This is a genomic window from Sphingomonas sp. Leaf412 (genome assembly GCF_001425405.1).
GTDB lineage: Bacteria > Pseudomonadota > Alphaproteobacteria > Sphingomonadales > Sphingomonadaceae > Sphingomonas.
Genome location: NZ_LMQP01000003.1, coordinates 54,706 through 68,925, shown reverse-complemented (window position 1 = coordinate 68,925; position 14,220 = coordinate 54,706). Strand labels below are relative to the sequence as shown.

At 70.5% G+C, this 14,220-nt stretch carries 16 protein-coding genes; 8 read left to right on the top strand and 8 right to left on the bottom strand.

Annotation, left to right across the window (positions count from 1 at the left end; translation table 11 throughout):
- Nucleotides 1-28: 28 nt before the first annotated feature.
- On the top strand, nucleotides 29-1,219 hold the full coding sequence (locus ASG29_RS07460) for an MFS transporter (protein ID WP_055982498.1): 1,191 nt from the start codon (nucleotides 29-31) through the stop codon (nucleotides 1,217-1,219).
- Here the strand turns inward: ASG29_RS07460 and ASG29_RS07455 are convergent.
- The 5 genes from ASG29_RS07455 to uvrB form a co-directional block, all read right to left on the bottom strand.
- A complete protein-coding gene (locus ASG29_RS07455; RefSeq protein WP_055982496.1) occupies nucleotides 1,216-1,509 on the bottom strand; it encodes a PilZ domain-containing protein in 294 nt (97 codons plus the stop codon). The genes ASG29_RS07460 and ASG29_RS07455 overlap by 4 nt on opposite strands.
- Nucleotides 1,510-1,589: 80 nt before the next feature.
- Entirely contained in the window at nucleotides 1,590-2,333 is a 744-nt protein-coding gene (locus ASG29_RS07450) for an energy transducer TonB (RefSeq protein WP_055982494.1), read from the bottom strand.
- A 43-nt stretch (nucleotides 2,334-2,376) separates the two neighbouring features.
- Complete coding sequence (locus ASG29_RS07445) at nucleotides 2,377-2,607, bottom strand: type II toxin-antitoxin system HicB family antitoxin (RefSeq protein WP_055982492.1); 231 nt, start codon at nucleotides 2,605-2,607, stop codon at nucleotides 2,377-2,379.
- On the bottom strand, nucleotides 2,607-2,861 hold the full coding sequence (locus ASG29_RS07440; RefSeq protein ID WP_055982490.1) for a type II toxin-antitoxin system HicA family toxin: 255 nt from the start codon (nucleotides 2,859-2,861) through the stop codon (nucleotides 2,607-2,609). Before ASG29_RS07440 ends, ASG29_RS07445 begins: the two co-directional genes overlap by 1 nt.
- A gap of 47 nt (nucleotides 2,862-2,908) precedes the next feature.
- Nucleotides 2,909-5,095, bottom strand: a complete 2,187-nt coding sequence (uvrB, locus tag ASG29_RS07435; RefSeq protein WP_055982488.1) for an excinuclease ABC subunit UvrB — start codon at nucleotides 5,093-5,095, stop codon at nucleotides 2,909-2,911.
- A 345-nt stretch (nucleotides 5,096-5,440) separates the two neighbouring features.
- On the opposite strand from uvrB, the gene ASG29_RS07430 reads away from it, so the two are divergent.
- The 4 genes from ASG29_RS07430 to ASG29_RS07415 all read left to right on the top strand — a co-directional run bounded on the left by ASG29_RS07430 (nucleotide 5,441) and on the right by ASG29_RS07415 (nucleotide 8,580).
- Nucleotides 5,441-6,088 (top strand): PepSY-associated TM helix domain-containing protein, encoded by a 648-nt coding sequence (locus ASG29_RS07430; RefSeq protein ID WP_055982486.1) that lies wholly within the window; start codon nucleotides 5,441-5,443, stop codon nucleotides 6,086-6,088.
- Nucleotides 6,089-6,099: 11 nt separating this feature from the next.
- Nucleotides 6,100-6,582, top strand: a complete 483-nt coding sequence (locus tag ASG29_RS07425) for a DUF2271 domain-containing protein (RefSeq protein WP_055982484.1) — start codon at nucleotides 6,100-6,102, stop codon at nucleotides 6,580-6,582.
- 99 nt (nucleotides 6,583-6,681) lie between these two features.
- A complete protein-coding gene (locus ASG29_RS07420) occupies nucleotides 6,682-7,512 on the top strand; it encodes a DUF4198 domain-containing protein (RefSeq protein WP_055982482.1) in 831 nt (276 codons plus the stop codon).
- Nucleotides 7,513-7,629: 117 nt separating this feature from the next.
- Nucleotides 7,630-8,580 carry an FAD:protein FMN transferase gene (locus ASG29_RS07415; protein WP_200932394.1) on the top strand — a complete coding sequence of 317 codons (951 nt, stop codon included), beginning with the start codon at nucleotides 7,630-7,632 and terminating at the stop codon, nucleotides 8,578-8,580.
- A gap of 254 nt (nucleotides 8,581-8,834) precedes the next feature.
- Here the strand turns inward: ASG29_RS07415 and ASG29_RS07410 are convergent, their stop codons facing one another.
- The gene (locus tag ASG29_RS07410) at nucleotides 8,835-9,740 is read right to left on the bottom strand and encodes a DMT family transporter (protein ID WP_414884313.1); all 906 of its coding nucleotides are present in this window, start codon (nucleotides 9,738-9,740) and stop codon (nucleotides 8,835-8,837) included.
- Between the two features lie 319 nt (nucleotides 9,741-10,059).
- On the opposite strand from ASG29_RS07410, the gene ASG29_RS07405 reads away from it, so the two are divergent.
- A complete protein-coding gene (locus tag ASG29_RS07405) occupies nucleotides 10,060-11,586 on the top strand; it encodes an aminoacyl--tRNA ligase-related protein (protein WP_055982480.1) in 1,527 nt (508 codons plus the stop codon).
- A gap of 66 nt (nucleotides 11,587-11,652) precedes the next feature.
- Here the strand turns inward: ASG29_RS07405 and ASG29_RS16685 are convergent, their stop codons facing one another.
- Nucleotides 11,653-11,793, bottom strand: a complete 141-nt coding sequence (locus tag ASG29_RS16685; protein ID WP_156457944.1) for a hypothetical protein — start codon at nucleotides 11,791-11,793, stop codon at nucleotides 11,653-11,655.
- A 7-nt stretch (nucleotides 11,794-11,800) separates the two neighbouring features.
- Complete coding sequence (locus ASG29_RS07400; RefSeq protein ID WP_055982478.1) at nucleotides 11,801-12,169, bottom strand: PRC-barrel domain-containing protein; 369 nt, start codon at nucleotides 12,167-12,169, stop codon at nucleotides 11,801-11,803.
- Between the two features lie 108 nt (nucleotides 12,170-12,277).
- On the opposite strand from ASG29_RS07400, the gene ASG29_RS07395 reads away from it, so the two are divergent.
- Complete coding sequence (locus tag ASG29_RS07395) at nucleotides 12,278-12,841, top strand: hypothetical protein (protein ID WP_055982476.1); 564 nt, start codon at nucleotides 12,278-12,280, stop codon at nucleotides 12,839-12,841.
- A gap of 497 nt (nucleotides 12,842-13,338) precedes the next feature.
- Nucleotides 13,339-14,220: MFS transporter (locus ASG29_RS17025; protein ID WP_162242953.1), on the top strand; the 882-nt coding region annotated here is incomplete at its 3' end.

Below are 14,220 nucleotides of genomic sequence, written 5' to 3'. Positions count from 1 at the left end.
CCTTCCCGCCACGCCTAGCGTCGCATCCGTGACCTCCCACCCCACGCATCGGTCGACCGGTTTCCTCATCGCCTATGCGCTCGCCAACACCGGCGGCGTCATCGCCTATTTCCCGCTGCTGACGCTGTTGCTGCCGATGAAGGTGGAACGGATCGCGGGCGCCGCGCGGCTCGACGTCCTGACGATCTGCATCGTCGCGGGCGCGGTGGCGGCGAGCGTGTCCAACGTCGCGTTCGGCTGGCTCAGCGACCGCAGCGTCGCGCGCGGCGGGGGCAGGCGGCGGTGGCTGGTCGCGGGCGCGGCATCCACCCTCGCATCCTACGCCGCCATCGCCGCCGCCGCGACGCCGGGCATGATCGTGCTGGGCATCGTGCTGTTTCAGGTCGCGGTCAACACGCTGCTCGCGCCGTTGTCGGCGATGATGGCGGACGAGGTGCCCGACGCGCAGCGCGGCATCGCGAGCGGCCTGCTGGCGCTCGCCGTGCCCGTCGCCGCGGGCGTGTCCGCATCGCTGGTGGCGGGCGCGACGCCGGGGGAGGGGATGCAATTCGCCATCGTCGGCATCGCGATGCTGTCGTGCGTCGTCCCCGTCCTGGCGATCCCGGCGCGCGCCGCGCCGCCCGCGCCCGTTCGGGTCGACCGCCCGGTGCTGCGCGCCGACCTCGCCATCGCCTGGATCGCGCGGCTGCTGGTACAGGTCGCGGGCAGCGCGCTGTCGGCGTACCTGCTGTATTATTTCGCCGGCATCCTGCCGGATCAGCCCCCCGCCACGCTCGCGCCGCGGGTCGGCAACCTGCTGACCCTCGCCTATGCCGCTCCGTTGCCGATCGCGATCCTGCTGGGCCGCTGGTCGGACCGCACGGGCCGGCGCAAGCCTTTCCTGCTGGGGGCCGCGGGCTGCGCGGCGGGGGGGCTGGCGCTGATGGCGCGCGCGGACGGCTGGACGACGGGCGCGGCCGGCTTCACGCTGTACGCGATCGGGTCCGCGACCTTTCTGGCGCTCCATGCGGGATTCGCGATGCAATTGCTGCCCAGCGCGGCGCATCGCGGGCGCGACCTGGGGCTGCTCAACCTCGCCAACACGCTGCCGTCGCTGGCCGGTCCGCTGCTGACATGGTGGCTGGCGACGCCGCAGGATTTCGGCACGGTGATCGCGCTGCTGTCGCTGCTGACGCTGGCGGGGGGCGTCGCGATGCTGGGCGTGCGCGGGCGTCGCTAGGCGGCGGCGAGGAGGTCCGCGACCGCGATCGCACGGTCGAACTTCACCCCCGCCTCGCCCGCGCGCAGCCGCACCACGCGGCAGACGATCGGGCCGAGCCGCGGCAATCGCGCCGACAGCACGTCGCCGACCTGCAACACCCCGGCGTCCTTCAACAGCATCCCGGACGCGGACACGTTGCGCACCGGGGTGCGATAGGCGGGGGTCGTCGGCCCCTCGATATCCACGTCGAAGCCGACGGTGTGGCGGTCGGCACGGGGGGTGAGCGGCCTGGGGGTGAAGGATTCCATCGGTCGATTATGGACGAGGAAGGTTTACAACGGCTTAGGGTCCGACGAAAATCGCGGGCGGGATCGTCCCGGCGCCTGGGCTAGCGCTCCTCCGGCGCGGCCTCGATCGCCCAGGTGTGGTTCTCCAGCAGCCAGGCCGGGACCGGCCGTCCCGCCGCATCGCGCGACGGATCGTAGCGGAAACGTTGCCGGATCAGGCGGCAGGTCACGTCGTCCAGCTCGCGGTTCCCGCTCGACCCCGTGACGCGGCAGTCGCGCACGCGCCCGTCGGTCCAGACCAGGAAGCGGACCGATACCGTGCCCTCGAACCCGTCCTCGCCCACGCCGCGCGGGTAATCCGCGTCGGTCAACCGGCCGCGGCGCCAGCGCGGCGGCGTCTCGTCGCCCTCCCCGCTCCCGTCGCCGTCGCCCCAGCCGCCCGATCCCGTGCCGTCGCCGATCCCGCCCGCGCCGGTGCCGGGACCCGCGACGGGCGCGGCGCCCTGCGTCGATTGCGTGCCCGCGAACGGCTTCGGCGCGGCGACGATCGGCGGCGGGGGCAGCGGCACGACCACGATCGGGGGCGGCGCGACGACGGGGGTCGCCCGGCTGCGGGTATTGGGCGGCGCGGCGCGGCCGGAGGGGCGGGAGACGGCCTGCTTCTTCGGCACGACGCGCTCGGGCGGCACAGGCGGCGGCACGCGGAACAGCGCCAGCGTCTCGCCGACCTTGCGCGTCACCGCCCCGCCCGCCAGCCCCATCAGCAACGCCCAGCCGATCGCCGCAGTGACGATGGCGGCGGCGATGGCGGACCCGATCCGTTCGCGGCGTGGGGCGGCGTACATCAGGGCCGGATGCCCGATCGCGGCTTAACCGCGGCTGGCCGGGTCAGGCGGCGAAACGCGCCGCGTAAATTGCGGGACGATAGCGTGGCTCGGGAATGGCAAAACCGCATTCCCGCGCGGTTTCCAGCCATCCGGTTATCGCGTCCCTGACATTGGCCAGCGCGGATACCGGCGTATCGCCATGCGCAGAACACGGTCGAAGGTCGGGCACATCCGCGATCCAGCAACCATCGTCATCGGACCACATGAGGTTGATATGATAATGCGGGTCCATCAATCCTCCATCTCCAGCCGATTGGCCGCAATCATATCAAGAAACTCTCGAACCTGATACCTTTTCGCATCCTTCCCGTCCGGCTGCACCGGAAAGGGTCTCTGCACCCGTGGATGAACGTATTGGCGATGACTTCCCACGGTGCGGACGTGGGTGAAGCCGAATGCCGTGAGCAGCCGCTCAAAATCGCGGAACGACAGGGTGCCGCGCGGATTTTCCAATAGCCAGGCGTAGGTTTTCGTGATCTGGTTCATCGGTAACCGATACCGACGCCACTCACTTTTCGCCGTAAATGGGGCATCTACCGCTTCCCCCCGAACTTGCGCGACGTCTTCCCGTACCGCGTCTTGCGCGTCCCCGGCTTGCCCTCGTTGCTCCGTCCCATCACCGGCGCGCGATGCTGCTCCACCGGCAGGCCCAGTTCCTCCTGCTCCAGCGACCGGATTTCGTCGCGCAGGCGGCCGGCTTCCTCGAACTCGAGGTCGCTGGCGGCCTTGCGCATCTTCTTCTCCAGCTCCTCGATATAGGCGCGCAGGTTGTGGCCGACCATGTGCGGCTTGTCGTCATCGATCGCGACGGTGACGCCGTCCTTGCTGGCGACGTGTGCGATGATGTCGCCGATGTCGCGGCGGATGGTCGTGGGGGTGATGCCGTGTTCGAGGTTGTACGCCTCCTGCTTCTCGCGGCGGCGCGACGTTTCGTTCATCGCGCGCTCCATCGAGCCCGTGATGCGGTCGGCATACAGGATCACGCGGCCGTCGACGTTGCGCGCGGCGCGGCCGATCGTCTGGATCAGCGACGTCTCGCTGCGCAGGAACCCCTCCTTGTCCGCGTCCATGATCGCGACCAGCCCGCATTCGGGGATGTCCAGCCCCTCGCGCAGCAGGTTGATGCCGACCAGCACGTCGTACACGCCCAGCCGCAGGTCGCGGATCAGCTCGATCCGCTCCAGCGTCTCGACATCGCTGTGCATGTAGCGGACGCGCAGGCCCGCCTCGTGCATATATTCGGTCAGATCCTCCGCCATCCGCTTCGTCAGCGTGGTGACGAGGGTGCGGTAGCCCGCCTCCGCGGTCTTGCGGCATTCGACGATGCAATCCTGCACCTGCTCCTCGACCGGCTTGATCTCGACCGGCGGGTCGATCAGGCCGGTGGGGCGGATGACCTGCTCGGCGAAGACGCCGCCCGACTGCTCCATCTCCCAATTGCCCGGCGTGGCGGAGACGCAGACGGTCTGCGGGCGCATCGCGTCCCATTCGTTGAAGCGCAGCGGCCGGTTGTCGATGCACGACGGCAGGCGGAAGCCATATTCGGCCAGCGTGATCTTCCGCCGGTGATCGCCCTTCGCCATGGCGCCGACCTGCGGCACGGTCTGGTGGCTCTCGTCGACGAACAGGACGGCGTTCTCGGGCAAATATTCGAACAATGTGGGGGGCGGTTCGCCGGGCAGGCGGCCGGTCAGGAAGCGGCTGTAATTCTCGATCCCGTTGCATGATCCGGTCGCGGCGATCATCTCCAGGTCGAAGTTCGTCCGCTCCTGCAACCGCTGGCGTTCCAGCAGCTTGCCCTCCGCCTCCAGCTCCTTCAGCCGTTCCGACAGTTCGTGCCGGATCGCGTCGGCGGCCTGCTTCATCGTCGGGCCGGGGGTGACGTAGTGCGAATTGGCGTAGACGCGGATGGAATTGAGCGACGCGTTCTTCGATCCGGTCAGGGGATCGAACTCCACGATCTCCTCGATCTCGTCGCCGAAGAAGGACACGCGCCAGGCGCTGTCCTCGTAATGCGAGGGGAAGATTTCGAGGTTGTCGCCCTTCACGCGGAAATTGCCGCGCTGGAACGCGGCGTCGTTGCGCTTGTATTGCAGCGCGACGAGCTTTCGCACGATCTCGCGCTGGTCGACCGACTGGCCCTTCTTCAGGTCGAAGATCATCGCCGAATAGGTTTCGACCGATCCGATACCGTACAGGCAGCTGACCGAGGCGACGATGATGACGTCGTCGCGTTCCAGCAGCGATCGCGTCGCCGAATGGCGCATCCGGTCGATCGATTCGTTTACCGAGCTTTCCTTCTCGATATAGGTGTCGGACCGCGGGACGTACGCCTCGGGCTGGTAATAGTCGTAATAGCTGACGAAATATTCGACCGCGTTGTCGGGGAAGAAGGACTTGAACTCGCCGTACAATTGCGCGGCGAGGATCTTGTTCGGCGCGAGGATCAGCGCGGGGCGCTGCACCGCCTCGATCACCTTCGCCATCGTGAAGGTCTTGCCCGACCCGGTGACGCCCAGCAGCACCTGGTCGCGCTCGCCCGCGTTGGTGGCGTCGACCAGTTCGCGGATCGCGGTCGGCTGGTCCCCCGACGGTTCATACTCGCTGACCAGCTTGAACGCCCTGCCCCCCTCCACCTTCGCGGGACGCTGCGGACGATGGGGGACGAAGGTGTCGCCGGTCTCGGGTTCGGCCAAATTGGTTCGGATCTGGATCGCCATGCGCGCCAAGATGGGGGCGAAACGGGAACGGGGGAAGGGCCTGTTTTCCGTCGCGTCGAGAAGGGGTTGTTCGCGCGAAGGCGCGAAGACGCGAAGAGGGCTCGCTTCCTGCTTCGTCTCGCGCAGCGAGACCTTTGTGCTGTCGGCTGCCGGCTTGACTGGCTGCGGACGCAGCCGGGGCATCACGACGAGCGCAACATCTCTGCGTCTCTGCGCCTCTGCGCGAAACACTTTCCTTACCTCTTCGCGGCTTCGCGTCTTCGCGCGAACAAAACCCGGCGCCAGTATTGACAATGGTTCGCAATAGCGCACAAGCGCGATACCTCCTGTCGAGAAGCCGCCCCGATTCACGCCCCCGCCGCCCGCCCGCAACGAAGGCCGAAACGCCGCATCAGCGCGTTCTGGCTGAAGCAGCTGCATACGTGGCATTGGGTCAGTGCGGCGGTGTCGCTGGTGGGCATGGTGCTGTTCGCGATCACGGGCATCACGCTGAACCACGCCGCGTCGATCGCGGCCGATCCGCGCGTGACGCAGGGCGGCGCGACCCTGCCGCCGCCGGTGGCGCGCGCGCTGGTGCCCGCGCCCAAAGCGACGGACGCGCCGCTGCCGCCGCGCGTGGCGGATGCGGTGGCGGCGGCGACGGGGCTGAACCCGGCGGGGAAGCCGGGCGAATGGTCCGACGCGGAGGTGTATGTCGCGCTGCCCCGCCCCGGCGGCGACGGCTGGGTCAGCATCGACCGCGCGACCGGGCGCGTCACGACCGAAATCACCGACCGCGGCTGGATCAGCTACCTGAACGACCTGCACAAGGGCCGCAATTCGGGCACCGCCTGGTTCTGGTTCATCGACGTCTTCGCGGGCGCGTGCATCCTGTTCACGCTCACCGGGCTGCTGCTGCTGCAACTGCACGCCCGCCACCGCCCCTCCACCTGGCCGCTGGTCGGGGCGGGGCTCGTCATCCCGGCGCTGATCGCGCTGTTCCTGATCCACTGAAGGAGGACCCCATGCGTCCGATCGTCTACGCCCTGACCGCCGGTTCGATCGCGCTTCCGGCGAGCGCCAGCACCGTCACCGTCACGATCCCGCGATTGGCCGTCGCGGAATATCACCGCCCCTATGTCGCCGTCTGGCTGGAGCCGCAGGGCGCCAATGGGAGTGGGGGCGCGGCGCGGACGCTGGCGGTGTGGTACGACGTGAAGAAGGGCGGGCAGGAGCTGGGGACGAAATGGCTGTCCGACCTGCGCGCATGGTGGCGCAAGGGCGGACGCAGCCTGAAGATGCCCAGCGGCGTGTCGGGCGCGACGCGCGCGCCGGGGCAGCACGTCATCCCGCTGCCCGCGGACCTGAAGCCCGGCGCGTACGTCCTGAACGTGGAGGCCGCGCGCGAGACCGGCGGGCGCGAGCTGGTGACGGTGCCGCTGACCATCCCGAACGCGCGCGGCGCGGGCGGCGGGAAGGCGGAGCTGGGCGCCGTGACGATCCGCTGACTCTCCCCATCCTCCGTTCGGCCCGAGCGACGTCGAAGGCCGCGCGCATATGCTTCGACTTGGCTCAGCACGAACGGCTGCATTCCGAAGGACCCATCCATGAAGAAACACCTCCTCCTCGCCGCCGCGCTCCTGTCGCTCCCCGCCGCGGTGTCGGCGCACCGGATGTGGCTGCTGCCGTCGGGCACGGTCTTCTCGGGCACCGACAGCTGGGTGACGGTCGACGCCGCGGTGTCGAACGACCTGTTCTTCTTCGATCACCAGCCCGGACGGCTGGAGAATGTGAAGGTGTGGCAACCCGACGGGACGCCGGGACAGCTTCAGAACGGCGCGACGGGACGATATCGCTCGGTCTTCGACGTGAAGCTGGACAAGCCCGGAACGTGGAAGATCGGGAGCGAGATGTCGGGCGTCATGGGCACGTTCAAGGTGGACGGGCAGGAGAAGCGCGTCGGCGGGCGGCGCGGCCCGCCGCAGCCGGGGGCACCCGCGCCGCTGACCGTGGCGGACATCCCCGCGAACGCGACCGACGTGAAGCTGGTCGAGACGATCGGCCGGAACGAGATCTTCGTCACCGCGGGCGCGCCGACGACGACCGTCCTGAAGCCGACCGGGCGCGGGCTGGAACTGGCGCCGATCACGCACCCCGACGAACTGGTCGCGGGCGAGGCGGCGCGGTTCCGCTTCCTGCTCGACGGGAAGCCCGCGGCCGGGCTGAAGGTGACCGTCATCCCCGGCGGCAAGCGCTATCGCGACGCGGAGGGCGGCATGGACGTGACGACCGACGCGCAGGGCGTGGCGACGATCGCCTGGCCCGCGGCGGGCATGTACTGGGTCAACGCGACCACGACCGATGCGAAGAGCACGCAGCCGCGGGTGAGCGAGCGGCGGCTGGCCTATACGACGACGCTGGAGGTGTTGACGCCGTGACTCTCGACGCCGTCACCCCGGACGTGTTCCGGGGTCCATCGTGCCGCCGGGTCAACGGCTTCCGCCCTTGCGGCGCGATGGATGCCGGGACACGCCCGGCATGACGAACAGGTCCGGATGAGGATCGCGCTCCCGCCCCGCATCGATCCCGCCGCCTTCGTCGGGCTCGACCCGACCGCCACGATCGAGACGCTCGAGGGCGCGACGATGGGAACGACGTGGCGCGTCCTGCTGGTGCGGCCGCGCGGGCTTCGCGTCGATCTGGCCGCGGCGGTCGCGGCGCGGCTGGCGGGGATCGTGGCGGAGATGAGCCACTGGGCGCACGATTCCGTCCTGTCGCGGTTCAACCGCGCGGCGGCGGGAGCGTGGATCGCGCTGCCGCCCGATTTCGCGCAAGTCGTCGATGCGGCGTTCGACGTCGCGCAGGCGAGCGGCGGGGCGTTCGATCCCGCGATCGGGCGGCTGGTCGACCTGTACGGCCACGGCCCGCCGGGACCGCAGCCTGCGCCCGACGCGGATGCCGTTGCGGCGGCGCGGGATGCGTCGGGCTGGCACCGGCTCGACCGGGACGCGGGCGCGCGGCGGTTGCGCCAGCCGGGGGGATGCGCGCTGGACCTGTCGGGGATCGCGAAGGGCTTCGCGGTCGATGCCGTCGCCGACCTGCTCGCGCAGCACGGCGTCACGCATGCGCTGGTCGAGATCGGCGGCGAATTGTCGGGACGCGGGGTGCAGCCGTCTGGGGAGCCGTGGTGGGTCGACCTGGAGACGCCGCCCGGCGCCGCGGTCGCGCCGCTGCGCGTGGCGCTGCACGGCCTGTCGGTCGCGACGTCGGGCGATTACGTGCGGGGGGCGCACAATATCGATCCCCGCGCTGGCCTGCCCGCGGCGGGGGCGGTGGCGGTCAGCGTGATCCATGCCAGCGCGATGATCGCGGACGCCTGGGCCAGCGCGCTCATCGTGCTGGGGGAGGACGCCGCGGGGGTCGCGGCGCTGCACGGGCTGGCGGCGCGACTCGTGACGCGGGCGGGGGAGCATCTGTCACCGGCGCTCGCGGCGATGCTGGGCTAGGCGCGGCGCGTCGCGCGTAGGACAGGGGTGCGGCTGCGGTCGGAAGTTTGTTCGCGCGAAGACGCGAAGAGGGGGTGGTTCACGCGGAGGCGCGGAGACGCGGAGGTGGAGCGCGCGCCGCGCCGTGTCGCGTCAGCGAGACCTCACATCCTGTGGCTGCCGAATTTACGGGCTGCTGACGCAGCCGGATGATCGGCGGCAGCGCGGCACCTTTGCGTCTTCGCGTCTTTGCGCGAACAATCTTCTTCTTCGGATCACGCGTCGGCGAGCGCCTGGCGCACCTCCGCGCGGCGGCGGCGGTGTTCGCGCCAGACGATGACGAGGCCCGACGCCACGATCACCGGCGCGCCGAGCCACGTCGATTCGGCGGGCAGGCGGTCGAACACCCACCAGCCGAACAGCGTCGCCCACAGCAGCGCGGTATAGTCCATCGGCACCACCGACGACACCGGCCCCCAGGTCAGCGAGGTCGTCATCGCGATCTGCGCCGCGCCGCCGAGCAGGCCGATGCCGAGCAGCAGCGCCCAGGTCGTCGCCGGATGCGCCTGCGCCGTCAACGCATAGGCGACACCCAGCGGCACGAGCGACAGGACCGAGAACCAGAACACCGTCGCCAGCGGCCGTTCGGTCCGCCCGATCGTGCGCAGCAGGATGGAAACGGTGGCGGTGCCCAGCGCCGCGCCGATCCCGGTCGCGACGCCGATCGTCGGAATGCCCGCGCCCGCGCCGGGCTGCGCCACGATGACCACGCCGACGAACCCCGCGACCACCGCCGCCCAGCGCCACGCCCCCGTCGGCTCGCGCAGCACCAGCGCGCCCAGGATCGTGGCGAAGATCGGCATCGAGAACCCCAGGGTCGTCGCCTCCGCCAGCGGCAGCAGCGTGAGCGTGGAGAAGGTCAGCGTCATCGCGGTCAGCCCCAGCACGCAGCGCAGGACGTGCGCCCCCATCCGCGCCGTCCGCACCGCCGCGACGCCCGGGCCCGCGAGCACGATCCCCGCGACCAGCATCGCCGCCCCCGCCTGTCGCCAGAACAGGATCTCCGCCAGCGCCGCCCCGCCCGCCTCCGCCAGCTTGATCCCCACGTTCATCAGCGCGAACAGCAGCACCGACAGCAGGCGCAGCAGGATCGCGGGCAACAGGCGGTCGGTGGGCATCATCGGGCTGTAGGGGAGGGCGGCAGGAATCTGAATGACTTCGTTTCTTCGCGGCCATCCAGCGTCCGTCCGGGCCGAGCGCCGTCGAAGCCGATGCGCATGCCCTTCGACTTCGCTCAGGGCGAACGGGGGTGGCGCGCACGCCCGCCTCACCTTCCTCGTCACCCCGGACCTGTTCCGGGGTCCACCGTGCCGCGTATCTCGACGCGGCGGCGGTGCGGCACGGTGGATGCCGGGACCAGCCCGGCATGACGGGGTGGGTGACAGGCCCGTCCAACCCGCGGGCTTCCCGAACACCCCCCGCCGCGCTAGTCGCCGCTGCATGGTCAAGCATGCGCTCCCCGTCACCCGCGACGCCGATTTCGCCGCCTGGTATCAATCCGTCATTTCGGAGGCCGACCTGGCCGAGGAATCGGGCGTGCGCGGGTGCATGGTCATCCGGCCGTGGGGATACGGCATCTGGGAACGGATCCAGCGGCTGCTTGACGATCGCATCAAGGCGACGGGGCACGAGAATTGCTATTTCCCGCTGTTCATCCCCTTGAGCTATTTCGAGCAGGAGGCGTCCCATGTCGACGGCTTCGCGAAGGAGATGGCGGTCGTCACGCACCACCGGCTGATCGCGGACGGGAAGGGCGGGCTCGTGCCCGATCCGAGCGCGAAGCTGGAGGAGCCGCTGATCGTGCGGCCCACGTCCGAAACCGTGATCGGCCACGCCTTCGCGCGCTGGATCCAGTCGTGGCGCGACCTGCCCGTGCTCATCAACCAATGGGCCAATGTCGTGCGCTGGGAGATGCGGACGCGGATGTTCCTGCGCACCAGCGAGTTCCTGTGGCAGGAGGGGCATACCGCCCACGCGACCGCCGATGAGGCGCGCGAGGAGACGCTGCGGATGCTGGAGGTCTATCGCAGCTTCGCCGAGGACGACCTGGCATTGCCCGTGGTGGCGGGGGAGAAGCCGGAGAACGAGCGTTTCCCCGGCGCGGTCGAGACATGGTCGATCGAGGCGATGATGCAGGACGGGAAGGCGTTGCAGGCGGGCACGTCGCACTTCCTGGGCACCAATTTCGCGAAGGCGCAGAACATCCGTTTCCAGAACGCGGAAGGCGGGCTGGACCATGCGCAGACGACCAGCTGGGGCGTGTCGACGCGGATGATCGGCGCGGTCATCATGGTCCATGGCGACGACGACGGCCTGCGCGTGCCGCCGCGGATCGCGCCGTGGCAGGTGGTGATCGTGCCCATGCTGCGCGACGTGCCGGAGGATGCGGCGCTGATCGACTATTGCCGCGCGTTGCAGGCCGAACTGGCGCAGCAGCAGGCGCTGGGCGAGCCGGTCCGCGCGCTGCTGGACCTGAAGCCCGTGAAGGCCGCGACGAAGCGCTGGGGCTGGGTGAAGAAGGGCGCGCCGGTCGTGATCGAGGTCGGCGGGCGCGACATGGCGGCGGGGAACGTGTCGGTGATCCGCCGCGACCGCCTGTATCGGGAAGACGGGAAGCTGGACAGCGTGGCGACCGCGCGCGACGGCTTCGGGGTCGCGACGATGCTGGCGGAGATCCAGCAGGCGCTGCATGCCGAGGCGAAGGCGCGGCTGGACGCCAACATCCGCCCCGCGACCGACTTCGCCGAGATCGAGGCGCAGTTCGCGGAAGGGGCGAAGGCGCCCGGCTGGCTGGAGGTGCAATGGGCACGGCCGACCGGCGCGGCGCTGGACGGCGTCGTCGCGCGGCTGAAGGCGCTGAAGCTGACGCTGCGCAACGCGCCCGCGGGGCAGGCGGCGGCGGACGGCGCGTGCATCTTCACCGGGGAACCGGCGGTGGAGCGCGTGCTGGTCGGACGCGCGTACTGACCAACGCGGTCCTGCCGTCCGTCACCCACGCCGTACGGCGGAGTGTCGGACGGCGTCGCGACCGGCCTAGCGGTCCGGCCGTTCGGCGGGTTCCGCGTCGATCGTCTGCGGCGGGCGGTCCGCATGGCCCTTCTCGGGCGCATCGGGATCGGTCAGCAGTTCGTCGATCGCCTTTTCGACGCCCGTCGGCTTCGTCTCGCTCATCATGTCCTCCTCAACCCGCGGTCAGCGATTCGGTCGGCGCGCCGTAATAGCTGGCGACGCGATCGGCATAGGATTGGTCGAAGGCGGGGGCGTTGCTGGCCCAGCTGGGGCCGCCCTCCAGCACGCGGCGGTCGATCGTCACGACGTACAGATCGCGCACCGCATCGAAGCGCAGGAGCGAGAAGGGCAGCGGATAATAGCTCTTGCCCACGCCCAGGAAGCCGCCCAGCGACAGGACGGCGTGCGTCGTGCGGCCCGACCCCTTGTGAACCATGAACGCATGGACCGCGCCCAGATGGTCGCCGTCGCGCCCCTCCACCTTCATCGTGCCCGACAGGGCGGCCTGCACAAGCAGCAACGTGGGTTCGGGTTCGGCCATGGATACGTCCTCTAGAATGGTGGAATCGAGAACCGTCAGCGTCGGCCCGGGGTTCCGACACGGCGCGCGCCGGTTGAGGCGGGCGGGCGAGTACGGCATAGCGCGGCGATGTCCCCGCGTTTTTCCCACCGCTCCCCCCGGCTCTCCACCCGCCTCGCCGCAGCGGCCCTGACGATCGGCGTCGCCGCCTGCGTGCCCGCGCCCGCCCCGCCGCCCGCGCCGCGCCCCGCGCCCGTCGCGCCCCCCGCCCCGCCGCCGACGCCGACCGCGACGGACTGGCAGGACCGGCCGGTGACGCCCGGCACGTGGCGCTATGCGCGCGACGATCGCGGCAGCCGGGCGACGTTCGGCACGCCGGGCGGCGCGGCATTGGCGATCGTACGCTGCGACCGGGGCCAACGCACCACGTCGCTGTCGCGCCCGGGCACGGCGGCGGGGGCGCTGACGGTTCGCACCACCGCCGTCACCCGCACGCTGGCGGTACGGCCAGACGGCGGCACCCCGCCCCATGTCGTCGCCGCCCTGTCGCCGCGCGACCCGCTGCTCGACGCGATCGCGTTCAGCCGCGGGCGGTTCACGATGGAAACCGGCGGGGAAGAAGCGGGCGCGACGGCGCTGGTCCTGCCGCCGTGGGCGGAGGTCGCGCGCGTGATCGAGGATTGTCGCGACTGACCCCAAAACAGCGCTTGCGTCGCGCCCCCGCCGCGCACACATTGCGCGTGCGGCCATAAGGCCGCGTTCGTTATCAACCAGCGAAAGGAGGTGATCCGATGTCTCATGGTTCAGCAATGGGGTCGGTTCAGTTCGTTCGGGGGACGCGCCGCTGACGGTTCGCCGGTCCGTGACGGGGGGTATCCTCCTCCAGTCAACGTCATGGATCACAGGACCCACGCGGCCCGCATGGTCTCCCGGGCTGGAGCTCTCCGGCCGCTGACCATGTCAGGAGGTTGTCGGGATACCCTGATGGGGTCCCGGCAACCTCTTTTCATTTGTGGCGCCGGCGACGGCGCGACGGCCGTCGTTCGCGACGCCTCCCGACCGGACCCCGGCCCCCGCCGGGTAGGCTGCTGCAAGGGCAAGGCGCCGGACCGCGGACCGGCCCGACATCCGACACGCCCATTGACTCGGGTCCGTCACCGCTCTCCACTCCGCCCCGAACGGGAGCGACGATGGCGACGACGAGCGACACCCCCGCCCCCCATCCCGTCACGCGTCGCCAGCTTGCGGGCGTCACGCTGGGCAATGCGCTGGAGGTGTATGACTTCCTCGTCTTCTCCTTCTTCGCGGTGCAGATCGGCGCGACCTTCTTCCCCGCCGACGATCCGACCGCCAGCCTGCTGGCGACGCTCGCCACCTTCGGCGCGGGGTTCCTCGCCCGGCCGCTGGGCGCGATCGTCATCGGGCGGCTGGCGGACCGGATCGGGCGGCGGCCGACGATGGTGCTCGCCTTCGCGCTGATCGGCGTGGCCAGCCTCGGCCTCGCGCTCACGCCGTCGCACGCCGCGATCGGCACCGCCGCGCCGGTACTGGCGATCCTCTTCCGCCTGTTGCAGGGCTTCGCGCTGGGCGGGGAGATCGGGGCCAGCACCGCCTTCCTCGCGGAGGCCGCCCCGCCCGCGCACCGCGGCCGCTGGATCGCGCTGCAATATGTGGGACAGGGCGCGGCGGTGATCGTCGCGGGCGTCGTCGGCGTCGCGCTGGCAGCGGTGATGGACGCGGGCGAGCTGACGCGCACCGGCTGGCGCATCGCGATGGGGCTGGGCGTGCTGACCGTGCCGATCGGCCTCGCGCTGCGGCGCGACCTGCCCGAGACGCTCCATGCCGCGACGGCGCAGGCGCCCGTCCCCCCGCTGCGCGCCTATCGCCGCATCGCCGCCTTCACCTTCCTGACGACGGTGTTCGGCACGATCGCCACCTATGTCACCAACTACCTGTCCACCTATGCGCAGGCGACGCTGGCCCTGCCCGCATCCGTATCGTTCGGCGCGACGGTGGCGGTGGGACTGGGCGCGACGCTGGGCGCGATCGCGGCGGGCGAATTGTGCGACCGC